The 15,706-nt window shown below is 40.7% G+C and carries 11 protein-coding genes; all 11 read right to left on the minus strand.

The genetic code is table 11. From position 1 onward, the window contains the following. Window positions 1-847: 847 nt before the first annotated feature. Window positions 848-1,261, minus strand: a complete 414-nt coding sequence (locus PQ456_RS14405; protein WP_273612915.1) for a nuclear transport factor 2 family protein — start codon at window positions 1,259-1,261, stop codon at window positions 848-850. A gap of 118 nt (window positions 1,262-1,379) precedes the next feature. Then, a complete protein-coding gene (locus PQ456_RS14410; protein ID WP_273612916.1) occupies window positions 1,380-1,844 on the minus strand; it encodes a MarR family transcriptional regulator in 465 nt (154 codons plus the stop codon). Window positions 1,845-2,133: 289 nt separating this feature from the next. Then, complete coding sequence (locus PQ456_RS14415; RefSeq protein WP_273612917.1) at window positions 2,134-2,349, minus strand: hypothetical protein; 216 nt, start codon at window positions 2,347-2,349, stop codon at window positions 2,134-2,136. Between the two features lie 282 nt (window positions 2,350-2,631). Further along, the gene (locus PQ456_RS14420; protein WP_273612918.1) at window positions 2,632-3,825 is read right to left on the minus strand and encodes a glycoside hydrolase family protein; all 1,194 of its coding nucleotides are present in this window, start codon (window positions 3,823-3,825) and stop codon (window positions 2,632-2,634) included. After that, window positions 3,822-5,435 carry a response regulator transcription factor gene (locus PQ456_RS14425; RefSeq protein ID WP_273612919.1) on the minus strand — a complete coding sequence of 538 codons (1,614 nt, stop codon included), beginning with the start codon at window positions 5,433-5,435 and terminating at the stop codon, window positions 3,822-3,824. Before PQ456_RS14425 ends, PQ456_RS14420 begins: the two co-directional genes overlap by 4 nt. Before the next feature lie 56 nt (window positions 5,436-5,491). Further along, the gene (locus PQ456_RS14430; protein ID WP_273612920.1) at window positions 5,492-7,366 is read right to left on the minus strand and encodes a sensor histidine kinase; all 1,875 of its coding nucleotides are present in this window, start codon (window positions 7,364-7,366) and stop codon (window positions 5,492-5,494) included. Between the two features lie 528 nt (window positions 7,367-7,894). Next, window positions 7,895-9,214 (minus strand): ABC transporter substrate-binding protein, encoded by a 1,320-nt coding sequence (locus tag PQ456_RS14435; protein ID WP_273612921.1) that lies wholly within the window; start codon window positions 9,212-9,214, stop codon window positions 7,895-7,897. 49 nt (window positions 9,215-9,263) lie between these two features. Continuing rightward, window positions 9,264-10,052: a carbohydrate ABC transporter permease gene (locus tag PQ456_RS14440; RefSeq protein WP_273616327.1), complete on the minus strand. Its 789-nt coding sequence runs from the start codon at window positions 10,050-10,052 to the stop codon at window positions 9,264-9,266. A 124-nt stretch (window positions 10,053-10,176) separates the two neighbouring features. Beyond that, entirely contained in the window at window positions 10,177-11,109 is a 933-nt protein-coding gene (locus PQ456_RS14445) for a carbohydrate ABC transporter permease (RefSeq protein WP_273612922.1), read from the minus strand. A 346-nt stretch (window positions 11,110-11,455) separates the two neighbouring features. Then, the gene (locus PQ456_RS14450; protein WP_273612923.1) at window positions 11,456-13,489 is read right to left on the minus strand and encodes a glycosyl hydrolase; all 2,034 of its coding nucleotides are present in this window, start codon (window positions 13,487-13,489) and stop codon (window positions 11,456-11,458) included. Between the two features lie 132 nt (window positions 13,490-13,621). Then, window positions 13,622-15,625: a heparinase II/III domain-containing protein gene (locus tag PQ456_RS14455; RefSeq protein WP_273612924.1), complete on the minus strand. Its 2,004-nt coding sequence runs from the start codon at window positions 15,623-15,625 to the stop codon at window positions 13,622-13,624. Window positions 15,626-15,706 lie beyond the last annotated feature (81 nt).

Consider the following 15,706-nt stretch of genomic DNA (forward strand, 5'->3'; position numbering starts at 1 on the left):
CTCAACTATGCTCGGCTCATCTATCCTTTTGGTGCAACCTCTATGTTGCCCGTCTATTTTAACATATCTATAGCTACAAGTCTGCTCAGTTCTTATGCTGCTGCGCTCATTACCGTACTGCACAGCCTGTTCATGATGTTCAATGATACACAGATGCAGGAAATGATTGAACGGCTGCAAAGTATCGAGACTATTCAGCAACTTTGTATATGGTTATTCATTTTAGGTATCCAAAGGAGAGCTGATTCATGAACACTACCGTCAAGAACATAATACATTATGATTTACAAATGAGGCGATTTTGACCCACTTATAGGAGCAGCCTGCTTCCTTATTTCATGAGGAAACAGGCTTCTCCTATGCTACGATATCGGCAACAGTTGCTCATCTGTATGTGGTCGATCATATATAAATGCAAAAAAAGAATGCCGCCGCATCCTATGGTTGAAGAGCTATAATCAATTCTTGATTGAACTATTTTAGCATATCATAATGTGGGGTCGGCATAGAATGAATAATTATATATAAAAAATCCTCTAAACTGTGGAATAGACCACAATTCAGAGGATTTTCGTTGAGAGAGATTATACTATAATTACGTCCACAAGCGAAGTAGATCAATAATCCTACCAACAACCAGATAAAGAACACGATTCCAATCAATGCTGTAAGGCGAATCATTAGGTATAAGCAGAGGCAATAGTCCTTAACTGGCTCACTTGATTCAGTTTAATCATTTACTCGTAATCGGTCATAAATTATTGATGCCAGACAGCTACAATTTAGGACTGCGATTGGACAGTGAGCATGTTGTAGTGAATATGGAGATTATGGAACTTCTACAGCGTTAGCTCAAGCTGGCAATTTCCTTAAATTCAGCTTTTTGGTCTAACGGACAGGACAACTCATAGCAACGCAGTATCTTCTCTCCTTGTAGCTCAAAAATAGCAATTAGCTCCACCTGTCCACGCTTGCCGTTTTTCTTTTCCACATCGACTGTATAACGTAAAGTGGCTGTTTGTAACGGTTCGTCATACACATAATGGGTAAATGGCGAAATTTGTACAGATTGTAACTCTTGTCGCAGCATACGAATATGATGCTTAAATTCCGCTAGATCACTACATACACCATCGGTAACCTGTACGTATTCTGGTACAAAATACTGATCAATACAGGTATCATCCATACCGATAACAATATCGCGGTACATTCCGTTTAAAAATATCATTGCTTCGGATTTGTTTAATTGTCTAATCATTGTGTAATCCTCCAGTTTGTATAAAAGTGATTTATCTATATTTCATTAGATGCGCGCGTTTTTGTACATTCAGGCAGATTCAGCTACTAAGCCATATTGATATCAAATATCAAAGTCATTATATATACTCTGTCCACGTATGCAAAAAGCGAATAATTGTAGACAGTTCTGCCTCATCAAACTGACTAAACAACTGCTCATATTGTTCCAGTAGACGATCATGAAGTCGTTCATGAATGGTGGCGAGCTGCTCGCCTGTTGGTGTAAGTGTATAATAGACTTCTTTCAGGTTATGGGGGCTGCGCACTTCTCGAATTAGCTCATGCTTCAGAAGTATAGCGGTCGCTTTTGTAACAGCTGGTCGTGAAATGCGTAATTGCTCAGCCAGATTCATATTGTTTACCTCTCCCTGGATGTGCAAAATAGACAATAGATGTAACTGCGTAATCGTCCATTTGCGAGCGGGCGCCTCCATCTCTGCTGCCATTTGTTCAGCCAGTTGCTGTTGTCGCTGTATATTATCTTCACGTTTCAGCAATAGCTGCTCTACCGCTTGAAATGCTTTCTCATGCATTGAATTCATAACTGCACTCCTTTTTACATTATTAACCGGTTAATAATAATAGTTTACTGGTTAACAATATGTCTGTCAACCATGCTTTTTTGCCACACTGTTCTACCTGTATGAGTTGTATAAACCATATCAAGCCAGTTCTCCTATCCAACTGATTATGAAATACAGTGGGTAGAGAAGCTGGCTTGTTATTGATCGGGATAGCTGTAAAGTAATAGTCTTATATCCGGTAGTTAACTATTCTATGCAATGTATTCGTATCACAATGATGTGTTTACTCGTGATTTTTTCAGAAAAATTATTCGTACAATGCATCACGTAAACGACTGGACATTTTGGGCTGTTGAGCATTCACTTTAAGCAATGCTGTACGTAGACGTTTATTTTCGGCAGACACGGTCTGTAACGTATGAAGTAATTGCTCAATTAAAGGAGCATCACCTGCTGTCCATTCTGATCGTGTTAACAACTCATTCAGTTGTTGTTCTAAAGAAATTCGCTCTTCTTCAGTCATCGTTATTCTCCTCTGTTATACATTATTATTCATTATTGGGTATGTTGCTTGATCATCATTGGATTCTACCTATACAGGTTATATCCACACCCTATCATATTTTACGATGATCGCTATGGTATACACTGTATCTGTAACATCAACAAACCGGGCAACAGTATGCGCCCGGTTTAATACTAACAATAGATTAATACTTATCAGGTACATCAGTACCCTTTTATAGTTCCACAAATGATAATAATCGTCAATCTATTTACGTTACAGATAGATCAAGCCTATTCTTCAATAAGCTTCCGGTGTGAACAATCCTTGCTTACCTTGAAGTTTCACTAACGCTTCTGCAAAAAAGTAATCTCCATAAATAATCGAGACATTTAGATACTTCTGCTCTGGATAATGAACCGTTCCTTTGGAGATCAATCCTTCGCCCCCTGTTTCTCGCGACGAAAATTGTTCATATAATCCTTGCACTAATAATTCACCTGCACGTTGATAAAAAGATTGCTCTTGCTCGGGTACATGGCGAGCCAGTTCTAACAATCCACTGGCTGCTATGGCTGCGGCTGACGAATCCCAAGCTATCCGATGCTCATCCGGTGCACGAAAATCCCAAAAAGGCACAATGTCTTCGCCTAATTCGGTCAGGAAAAATTGAGCTGTCTGCTTGGCAATCTCCAGATAACGCTGTTCTCCTGTGTAGGCATAAGACAAAGCAAATCCATGAAGTGCCCATGCTGTTCCTCTAGCCCATGCGGAACCGGGAGCGAATCCTTGTCCGCCATGTTCTTTTACCTTTTCTCCGGTAAATGGATCAAATTCAACTGCATGACAGATCGAATGGTCTTCCCGTACAAATTCTTTTGCTATCGTATCGGCATGCTCTATTGCAAGTGCTTGATAACGTGGATCTCCTGTTTCTTTGGATGCCCAGTACAGTAGCGGTAGATTCATCATACTATCAATAATAGCAACCCCGCGTGTATCCATAAAAGTAGAACCAAAATTCCATGCACGAATATAACGACCACGCACATTATATCTGGCGGCTAATAGATTCGCTGCTAACAATCCACGACGACGAGATTCTAAATTACCGGATAATCGGTAATGTGCTACTCCGCTAAGAAGCCATGTGAATCCTAGATCATGATCGACTTTTTCTGGATCATAGAGACATTGCTCCAATTGAACTTCACAACTTTCCGCCCATGCAGAGACATCGATGCGGTTGTTAATCGCTTGTTCTTGCGTAGAGGAATCTGTAGCTGAATTCGGGCGTGCAGGTGTAGAATGCACCAACCATAACAATCCCGGCCAAAATCCTGCTGTCCACCACTCTGCTTCACGACGATCATATTCACCTTGTTCAGCCACATGAGGAAATTGATCTTGAATCACTGTGGCTGTGGTGGATGTTTGTTGAACGACCCAATTCCATGCTTCTGTCTGCCAGACGGTCGGTGCTGTAGTATTCATATCGTATCTCCTTTGCTTTTCACAGGCGTATGCCCTGTATACAATTTGTATAGCTTGAGAAAATAACTTTTGTACTGATAACCTAACATCTGGGATACTTCATCAACTGTACCATTTCCTGCGGTAATCCATTCTTTAGCACGTTGCATTTTGACACGGGTCGCATATTCGATAAAGGTCTCACCGGTTTCTTTTTTGAATAATCGACTAAAATAACTGGCATTCAAATGCAAATGTTCTGCCACCTCTTCTAATTTGACCAGACGATTCATATGTTGTTCGACATAATTGCGAGCATGAATAATTTCAGAGCGACAATGCGCTTGTAATGTCCAATCTCTTGATAATACAGCCAGCGCTCCAAAGCGGATATTCATCCATTCGGTAAGTTCATGGATATGACGAATATGCCCCATTTCACGATGTAATTCTTCTACAGAAAAAGCAAACGGTCGCTCATGCAATTGTTGTTGCTTTAATTGCCAGTCGATTGCTAATTTGAGCATAAATGTTTTGACTGTTTCTGGATGATAACGTTCTTGCTTGAGGCGTTCAATCCAATTGTTAATCCAGAGATTAATCTCACCATCAGGCAAAAGTGCCAATGACAATGATTCTGCCGCAGTTCCATAATTGGCAAATAAATCACTTTCTTTTTGAAAATCTAGTCGATAGCTAGTATCGCATAGTGTAGATGGTGGTAAGTAAAAATAACGATCAGCTTCTGCTTGCAATTGAATAGTATCGTTTATCGCTTCTTGCAAATGCATTGTTTTGGAACCACATACGGTAACAATCTCTGCTTTGGCAAATTTCTGCACACTATAGATCAATTGGTATATCACTTCATGCAGTATTTTTTCTTGTTCAGCACTAGAGCGAATCGGCAAAGCAAACCAGATAAAGCCTTCGCCAGGGCTTTTGCTCAAATGCACAGCGGTTCCTGAATGTTCTACTATTTCTTCGACGATATTTTCTACAGTAAATGAAAGCAAATCTAGATCATGAAATCGCTGTTTGCGCTCTTCATTGGCTGTGACAGTGTAATAGACAGGTAGCATCAATTTACCACGTGTGTCTAATCCGAAATGAGTCAATCGCTGAATCCCATACTCTTCATCTTGAATACTGCCAGATAGCAATTCACTGGTGAATTTGCGCTTAATTAATAATCGATGTCGCAAATGATCTTCTTGTAGTCGTTGATGTTCACTGGAATGCGATTGAGCTTGATCCAGTCGCTGGCGTATCTGTTCAAGAATAGGTACCAATTGATCTGCGGTTAGATTTTCTTTGAGCAAATAATCTTGTACACCTAGCTTCACCGCTTGTTGTGCATAAGCAAATTCTCCATGACAAGAAATAATGACTGACATTAGTGATGGATGTGTCTGCTTGAGCGTGGAAATTAATTGAATCCCATCGATCTTAGGCATTCCAATATCGGTAATCAATACATCTGGAGTGTGTTCCTGTCCATAAGTAAGCGCTTCCTCTGGATCACTAAAAGAACCTGCTAATTGAAAGCCGAGTTGCTCCCACGGGACAGCACGAGACAAATAATGAAGTACGGGCATGCTATCATCGACCAGTATGACGCTATACATCATCATCAACCTCCTTTGATATCTCAAGCTAAATTATGTTCTATAGCTAGGGCTCCAATCTATTGCTTATGCGGCAATCCGATCTTGATCTCTGTTCCTTCGCCGGGATGACTTTCGATGTGGACTTGTACAGCAGAACCATAGATCATTTGCAAACGACGGATCACATTCGTCAAACCAATTCCTGAAATGGCAGGCACAGAGGGTGAACTTGACTTGTATTCTGCTGAGCTATGATCGGATGATGCCTGTTCACTCGTGTTGTCTGTATCTGCTGTTGCTACATCTCTTTTGGATAAGTCCGTATGTGTAGATGCTGATAATGATAAAGGATGTTGAGCGTATTCTATGTTTGGTTTCTGAATCTGATCTATCACTTGTTGTACCGCTTGCAAACGTTCTTCATTCATCCCTTCGCCACTATCACGAATACTGATCCATAGCACATTATCTTTCAACCAGGATTGTATCCACAAAATACCGCCGTACTTCGACAATCCATGATGGTAAGCGTTCTCAACCAGCGGTTGAACAATAAATCGAGGAACATAGATACCGACCGTATCTGTAGCTAATTCCATTTCTACATGTACTTTAACTTCGCGCTGAAAATCCACTAGACGAATATAATGTTGTACCGTTTCTATTTCTTCTTGTAGTGGAATACACTCATTGCCCCGATTCACTGTCATGCGTAGCAATGAAGATAGTGAGCCTAGTAACACTGCCGCTTCTTCAGAACCTTTTAACAATAGATCCATCCGGATCGCACCCAAAATATTAAAAAGAAAATGAGGATTGATCTGTGCTTGAAGCATTTCTAGTTCTGCTTTGCGACGTTCGCTTTGTTCGCATTCTATCTGAATAATCATCTCTTCAACTCGATCTAACATCGCATCTAGCGATTGACCGAGTACACCTGCTTCATCTTCTCCACGAATACCGGAACGAATACTGAGATTATCGTTATCAATTTTGCGAACAACTCCTGTTAATTTGACAATCGGACGGGTCAGACGTGCAATCCCTAGTACCAGCAAAATCAGAAAAACGATCAACACCGCCATCTGTACAAAATTAGTCACTTGATAGATACGATTAATCTTTTCAGCGGCAACGCCATAAGGAACTAATCCTTCCAATCTCCATCCAGCGACAGACATGTCTCTTTCCAGTTCAAGAATACCTTCTCGTTGTTGATATAGCTGTGTAAAATCACTACCGATCCATGCGTTATTCGGATGAGAAATAATCTTGTTATCTGCTCCGACGATCATCATCTGAATCGTAGAATTATATTTATTGAGTACAGCTTTGAGTTGTTCTTCATTCATACTTACGATCACATAACCATAGACTTTACCTGATAATAAGCGTAAACTGCGAGCTACCGAAAGCATATACGTTGGTGGTTCTTCTTTCGATTGCAGATACGATGGATGAAGTAAAAAGTTCAGCTTCCCACCTGTTACAAATGAACCGCTATTGGTCAGTTGATGGATATCGAGCTTATCAAGCTGGTATTGATCCGACTGGAAATTGCTATATACCATTTTACCATTTCCTGTCCAGACAGAAATATAGACTTGTTCGCCTGCATAAGAAAGATTGTCTAGCTTTTTGGTAACATCAGATGCTTCGGTCTGTCCTACATAGATTCCGCTACGTCGATATTTGAGTGCTAGATTGAGTTCTTGATCCAAGTACAGATAATTGGAAATATAGATCAGCCGATTGATCTGATCGGTTAAGTACAGATTCGCTGCATCCAATGAATTGCCTGCATTTTGCAAAACGGTTTCTTTCATCATGTCTTTGGTTAGCCAGCTAGATAACATTGTGCCTGCGCCGATCGTTAACAGTAAGCAACAGGCTACGGAGGCAATTAGCTTGCCCCTTAGTGAAGTGTGCCAGATTCTCCTCCATGCCTTCATGCTCATATGACCTTTCATTGTGGATTAAAAGTTTTCATCAAAAATGGTGGGTGGGAGCGTGAAGGAGGTTGTCCGCTTCGGTGAAGGAATTGTCCTTGTCATCGCTGTTGAACAAAAATACCTTGATTGACCTGAACGGTCGGTATTTTTATTCAAAGGCGACCGCTTCGCTTTTTCAGGACAATTTCCTTTACCTCCGCTCCGACGCTCCTTAGCTCCCACGCAATTTCTTGATGTAAAGCTTTCTTAATTTGGGGTAGCCGTTTTGGGGCTGAAAGAAATTAGTTTGTGTTATAAGAATTTTTGGTTTTGTGGTGATTGGGATTTCTTTGTTTTAGCTTTAGTATAGAGTTTGGTTATTATAATAAGGATGTTTAGGTGAATGATATGATTTTATTTTTAGTTGGTTTAGTTGGTATATAGGCTTGTTTTTATTTTAGAGAAATTCATTTCATTTCATTTTTTTCGTTTGGTTTATGATTTGGTTTTATTTTATCTTTTTTGTATAGATTCTATAAATGCTATAGATTAGCTTTTGTTGGCGTCTATGATTTGTTGGACGATGGCTTTGGCGTTGGTGATGGTGGTGTCGATGTCTTGTTTTTGTAGGATATATTTTTCGAACTCGGCGTTGACTTCTTGTTCGATTTCACTCAAATATGGGACAGCAGGAGCTTTGTTGATGCCTTTGCTGACTTTGAAAGTATAGATGAGTGAGTCTAGATCGACATTTTCTGGATGGGTACCATTGTTGATAATACTCTCCAATGCTTTGCTTACATCTGCTTTTTGCCAAGAAGAAATATCTGTGCCTTGCGCTTGAATACCTTCTGTAGTCATCCAGCGGATAAATTTCATCGAAGCGTCTTGTTTGTCTGAACCTGCACCGATTCCATAGTAATCGTAGTCATTGCTAGAATAGATTTCTTTGGTATCTGCGCTATTTTTGGGATAAGGTGCGACAGCTACTTTGAAGTCTGGTGCAGATTCTTTGCTACCTGCGATATTAGAGTTCATCCAGCTTCCCATAACTAACATACTTGCCGATCCACCTAGAAATTGATCACGATAGTTTAACTTTTGAGAAATAGCATCGCTATAAGGAACAGCCGATTTGTCTTCATGTTCTGCATTATAACGAAGTTCAAACGATGCCTTAAAGTTCGGATCGTCCATATTGGATGTTCCATCTGCTTTGAGATAGCTATTGTTCTCCGGTTGATTCAATAGTTCTAGTAGCGTCTGAGATGCCCATGTATGGAAGTATACACCATAGTAGCTATGATCCGGTGCTGTTAATTTTTTGGCATATTCTCGAAATTCGTCCCATGTCCAATCGGTAGGTACTTTTAAGCCTGCTTTATCCAGACGATCTTTATTTAACAATACATACGTAATCGCACGCTTACCTGGTAGTGCATAACGTTTACCATCGACAGCGAAGTCTGCTAGATATTCATCTTCATATTTAAAATCAATCAGATCGTCTAGCGGTGCAAATAGTCCCATATCGACACGTTGAGCATACGTATTGGCATTGTTGACCATCACAACATCGATCGGATCACCTGAACCTGCGGCAAGGTCTAACTTTTTGATATATTCATCGGTATCACTTTTTTCAGACAAGCCTACATATTGTACTTCGATATCTGGATTCTTTTTTTGCCATGCTGCATAGACATCATCCCAATGGAATTGATCTTTGGTATACCATGTGTAAAATGTGATTTTTGTTTTGCCATCTGCGGTTGTTGCTGTATCTTTAGCCGGGCCACATCCTGCGAGTACCAATAGTAGACAACAACTTATAATAATCATTGATTTCCATCGTAGATTCAATTTCATGATAATCCCCCTTAGAATGTATACATTGTATATAAAAAATAAATCACGTTTATCCTTTGACACCACCGAGTGCAATGCCACCAATCACATGTTTTTGAGCCAGTAAAAAGACGATCACTAGCGGTAAAATAGCCGAGCATGTACCTGCCATAATCAGCGAATAGTATTCGCCGGTCGCATCGGCAAAACGGTTAATTCCTAGTTGAACCGTAAATAGTTCTGGGGAACGTAGAAAGATCAGCGGTGCTTGATAATCGTTCCATGTCCAGATAAAGCGCAGAATCGCATATGTAGCGATAAATGGTTGCACTAACGGTAATGCTATTTGAGCAAAAATCCGTAGATGCCCTGCTCCATCAATCTTAGCGGATTCAATAAATTCACTATGAATCGACATAAATGCTTGGCGCAACATAAATGTGCCTAGTGCGCTGAACGATTCGAGCAATACCAATCCGATATGGGTATCAAAAAGCCCTAGACTGCGATACATAATAAATTGAGGAACCAGTACCGCTTGCCCTGGAATCATAAAAGTCAGTAAGACGATAATAAATAATGTATCCCGACCGCGAAAATAGATTTTGGAGAACGCATATGCTGCCATTGCTGAGGTAATGACTGAGATTAGAATCGTCATCACCGATACTTTGATCGAGTTCCAGTAATACAGCATAAATGGCGGATCACCGAACCAGACAGCACGATAATTTTCGACTACATTCCAGTTATGCGGAATCCATTGTACCGGATATTTGAATACATCAGCTTCTGGCTTGAACGATGCTGACAACATCCAGATAAAAGGTAGTAAAAAGATAATTCCTATCACCAGCATGATAACGGTTACAATAATTTTCGTCAAAGACAGTTTATCTTTTGTTGGACGTTGAGATGAAGATACATGTGGAGCTGAAATCGGATGTTCCAACAGCTACACCTCCTTATAGCATCATAATAATTTAGTAGTTAACCCACTTTTTCTGACCCCAAAATTGAACAACCGTAATCAGTAAAATCACAGCGAACAGAAAGACCGATTCTGCGGCGGCATATCCCATTTTCAAATTCACAAAAGCTTGATCATAAATTTCATAGACCATAACATTGGTTGATTTGGCAGGGCCACCTTGTGTCAGTACAGCGATCAGATCGAACGTTTTGAACGAATAAATGATACCTGTAATCAATAAGAAAAATGTAGTTGGTGATAACATCGGTACAGTGATCGAACGGAACTTACGCCATGATGAAGCTCCATCAATATCGGCGGCTTCGTACAAGTCTTTGGGAATCGACTGTAACCCTGCTAGATAGACGACCATATTGAAGCCTATCGATGTCCAGACTGTAATCATCATAATCGAAGGTAGCGCATACGTAGGATCTGCTAACCATTTCGGTGGATTAGTAACACCTAGAGACATTAGAAATCCATTTACAGGCCCTTGAGAAGGATGAAATAAAATCTGAAATACAATCGCTACGGCAACCACACTTGAGATATACGGCATAAAGTAAATAATTTTGAAAAAGCTTTTGAAATACACTTTTTCATCTACTACAATCGCTATAACTAATGAAAATAAAAGTGTAAATGGTACAGCTAATAGTAATTTGATATTGTTCAGCATCGATACAAAAAACGATTTATCTTGAAACAAATGACGGAAATTATCAAGTCCGATCATCTCAACTCCGCGAAACCCTTGAATAAAGTTCCATTTGGTTAAACTTATAAAAAAGAGTGAGACCATCGGAATCAAAATAAAAACGGTAAGTCCGATCAACATTGGAGCAGCAAATAGATAACCAGCAATCGTTTCTTTGGCTGTTGTTGAAAGCCAGCGCTTGGACGAAGATGAAGCTGTAGATTGCGATGCAGAACGTTCCACGATTGGTACCTCCTTGTAGAATAGTGCCACAGCCGCGGACTGTAACAGGTATTCAGTTGATATCTTATGTTCTAAGTGTATCGTGGAACAATTGTTCATTTAAGACACAGAACTGACCTGTTTACAAACAATTTTTACCTTTTACGATTTCATGAGAAATTATTTTTCTGTTATGAACTATTATTAGGATCTATTAGTTGTTTATCAGCAGAAAATTACATTAAGTGTATTCACAACTATAGATAATAAAATAGACAACAAAAAAAGCAGTCTGGTTATTATATCCAGACTACTTTTTGTATAAGCATCATCAGCTAGACTATATTTTATGCTCAATCCTATCTGATTATAAAAAGAGTTCAAAAGAAATACGTGAACCTGTGGCTTCAATTCTTGCTCCTCGTAATAATCCGTTACGACTGGCTACCTCATTCGCTTCGTTAGGAAACGTAATCGTCGCTTGCGGGGTACGGGGTACGATTCGTATATACTGATCACGATAAGTCACTGTAATCACTTCTACCTGTTCTTGCTCTGTCATCGTTGCTGATGATGCCCCCACCTTATCTGCTGTATCCCATTCATTTATCGATTGTTCTGCACGAGCTGTTAATGATTGACGATCGATTCGTTCTGTCTTGATCGTAGATGATGCTTGTCCGTCAGATAGAAATAAAGGAATCCACGCACCGATCTGCTTGATCTGTTCTGTAGAGTTACCAGCTTCTGCTTCATCATTAGCAACAACTTCATACGTTACCACGATATGTCCGGGAGACTGTTCATAAGTCGCAACTACATAATTAATGCCTTGTAATGGCCCCTGCCATCGTATGACCAGATGATTATGATCTGCGGTGGTCGAAGATTGCTCAATACGATAAGAGCCTCCACCATCAGACGGATCAACTCCTGTATCACGATCAAAAGGAGTCGCAGTCGGTATTCCTTCTGCTAGATGATGCCATACGTTATCTTCTGTCTGCCACGCAGGCATATGAATAAGCGGGAAAATATCACCTGCGTTAAACTCTGTAAATCCTTGATCTCTATGTCCGGGAGAAGAAGTAGCTAGATTCGCGTGTAATCCGGCACGCTGAATACGTGCTATACCTGGAATGATATACGGATCATTCAGTGCCGTATGAATGACTATCTGCTGGTCTGGTACTGAACTAAAGACCGTCTCAAACCAACCATCTGCTTGAAGAGTACGACTTCCTAACTCTGCCGGAATAGGATAAGATGTAATCTCTTCGGGTTGTTCATACCAGAGCGTATAGGCCAGTGCAGCCGCTGTCCATAGATTATACGTCGTATGATTGCTATACACTTCATATCCATGTCGTTGCTCTGCCGGAAAATGATTACGAACGATCTGCACATATCCTTCAGAAGTTTGCCACTTTTCTATCGCTGCCCATGTCTTATCCGCTGCACGCCGAAATGCTCCAGCCCATTGTAATGCTCCATCTGCATACGCTTGCTGGGCTTGCATCGTAAATACAAATGCTGCTGCCGCTTCATTCCATTGATGCTGTGCACTGCGCCCCCGTGGAGGTAATTCTCCAAGTGGTGATAGTGTTAATAATGAACTGATCGCTCCATGCTGTAACTGACTTTGCAAAGCGGTTGCTGTTGTACCAGCATATCCCGATAACATCATCACACCCAGATGATAACGAGTCGCAATATCGTAAGCAAACGGGCTATTGGGTCGATCTAGCGGCCCATCTTCATACCAGCCAAGTGATGTAAAGCGAGGCAGATGGTACTTTTGCAAATAGTTGTCTATCCATGTCGTATCCTTAGAAGCTATACCTTCGGCTTGCCGTATCACTTCTCCAGACAACATAATCGCATTCCAGTTGATCATACGATTCGGATTTTTCATTTTGCTCATCGTAAATAAATAAGTCTGCTCCGGTTCAATCGTTGCTAATGCTTGTCGCCATAGTTCGGCTTGCTCTGGCATTTTTTCTTTAAGAATACGATAAGCTCCCATAATCATCACAATAAAAAAATCAGGATGCTGATCCGGTGTTCGCTCGGATACTAACAATTCAATACTATGAGTTAACGCAGACGCCGCAGAGTCAATTAAGTCTTCTCGTCCGCTACTCACTAATACCGCCGCCGCAAGAGCATACGAAGGTGTCGAATAATAACGTTCGGCTTGCGAATAAGGATCGATAATCGCTCCATCGGCTTGCTGATGACTCGCATAATAATCTACCATTTGACTGAGCATCTTCACTTTGCGTTCATGTGTCCAATCTGATGCAGGTAAAGGCTGACTTTGATGCAATAGTTGTTCATATTTACGTGCCTCATCTGCCCACCCATAAGAAGATGGATTCCATCTATTCCACTGTTTCAAAATAACCCCTTCTTTCGGTCTTTTGATAGTTCATGATTACGTCTATTTCTTCATGAGTTCAGTGTAGCACCTTGCTTAATCCGATAAGATTCACAGATTTGACTGATTAAGCGACAATCTTGACTCTGGTTATCATGCTAAAGATGGAATAGATGTAATTACAAATGATAGACCGATTACCACAGTGATTGTATGTTCTGAATGTGAGATGCCTTCTAACGAAGAACTATTTGCTGTAATACTCTTTTGCTGTATAAATTGTTCTTGTATTCCCTGTTCTATAGAAGCAACATGCTGAATCGATGTTCGATACAATACGATTGCCGCACCATGATGATCGACATGTTGAATCACTTCCACTGTGACCTTTTTTCGAGCTTGTGCAAGCTTTAGACAGACTTCTGCTTTGTTGCCAATCCAGCGCACAGTATCAGCTTCTATAATCGGCTCTATAGTGCTCATAAATCGTTCAACAATTGGCGGCATAGCGTGATCTAGTGAATGAGTACTACTTTCCTGTGCACTAAATCTATTCTTCTCTCCCTGCGGTTGAAGATTAAATGTAAATCGATCGATCAATTGCAACGTGGCTTCTGCTTGATCTTGTGAAACAGACCAATCCAGATCACGAGTATACTGTTGTAAAGTCGGATGTGCATAGGCTTTGGTGATATCTAGCTTCCATATCGCACGATCTGTCTGCCCCTCTCTCCATATACGCTGTTCTAACACATGAGACTCTGCTTCACGTCCACTTTGTTGCTCCTGACCATCTATCTGCGGAACCGAATGCCCTGCTGACGAAATATTCAAAATCTGTTCCCTGCCAGGCGCAAAATAAGCCTGTGTATACAACCCTGCTCCAAGATCAGATAATATATTTTCTCCACCAGCATGAATAATGAACGAACCCAGATCATTATGATTGTGAGGTTCATCATTATGCCCGCCTTTGGTTGCCAGCGCTATCGTCATATCAGACTTGGAAAGATTACTTTTGCAGATCATCCAATTCAGATCAGGTAAATAGACCCCACCTTCCTGTCCATCGACCTGCACAGAATCATAAGACGCAAAGGAACTTTCATCTGACCATAACAAATTACGAATCAAATGCGCCCATCGGCGACAAGGATCATCTATCAATAGATTGATCTGAAAAGGTAACGAATACTCATGCCCTGTCCATTTGCCCAATTGCGATAATAATCCAGGTGGCAATATCTCTTGTTCATCACTATCCGAGAAATTAACAAATACTCCGTCTGACAAATGAAGATGTTCTGGAAAAGCCGCCATCTGTGCAATCTTAGTAGAACGCAATAGATGTTCATACTGTGGTTCTACACGTATCAACATATCTGCAAAATAAGTATAATAACCGAATCCATAGACCCAATACCCTAACCCTTCTGCACATCCTCCATCTTCACCATATCCTGATAAAAAGTGACTCATTGCTTGAATCATCCGTTCCAGAATCTGAACCCGTCTAGGATCGTCTTGCTTCAGTAATAATAAAGTGGCAATTCCGCATCCTGATCCACAGACAGCCGACCAATTATGATCTGCGGTCTCCCAGCCGAATAATGGATTAGGTTCGCTCAATGGCTTGAATATCCGTCGCTGCACTTCGGACTCGATCCGTTCTATAATGCGATCATCTAACCGCCCCTGAAATAACGTACTTAGCTCGGCTAACATACCAGCTGTCTCTGCCGCAAACAAATCAATTTCTTCCCATACCGGTCGTTGTGCGTGTTGGTTGGACTGTGGCAAATGTGCAGGTAAGCACCATGTATACTCATTGCAGATATCCCATAATGCTTCTTCTAATGCTTCTATGTATGATGTACTCTCATCGGTTGTGTGTAAGCTTATGATCGCCAACGCTCCGATACGCCCTCTTTTCTCAAAATAAAGCTGTTGATACTGCTCCCGTCCTCCATGATCAGAAAATTCACGAAAAGCTTCAAACGACAGTACAGGAATCGGAAGAATCAATGCTTCATCCGCTAGATGCTGTAACTCTGTCCACCATGCTGTATAGTTAGGATTGCTTAATGTATGTTGTACTCGATTTTCCAGATCATCTATCCCCCAGAGTAAAGCAGAGGACTTGGTAGAAATATTCATGATATTCACCTCGTAGCTAGAATAGTTGTTGATTGTTTTGAAGATAACGCTTTCAACGATAAATGTATATCTATTATGAAT

It is taken from the genome of Paenibacillus kyungheensis (genome assembly GCF_028606985.1).
GTDB lineage: Bacteria > Bacillota > Bacilli > Paenibacillales > Paenibacillaceae > Saccharibacillus > Saccharibacillus kyungheensis.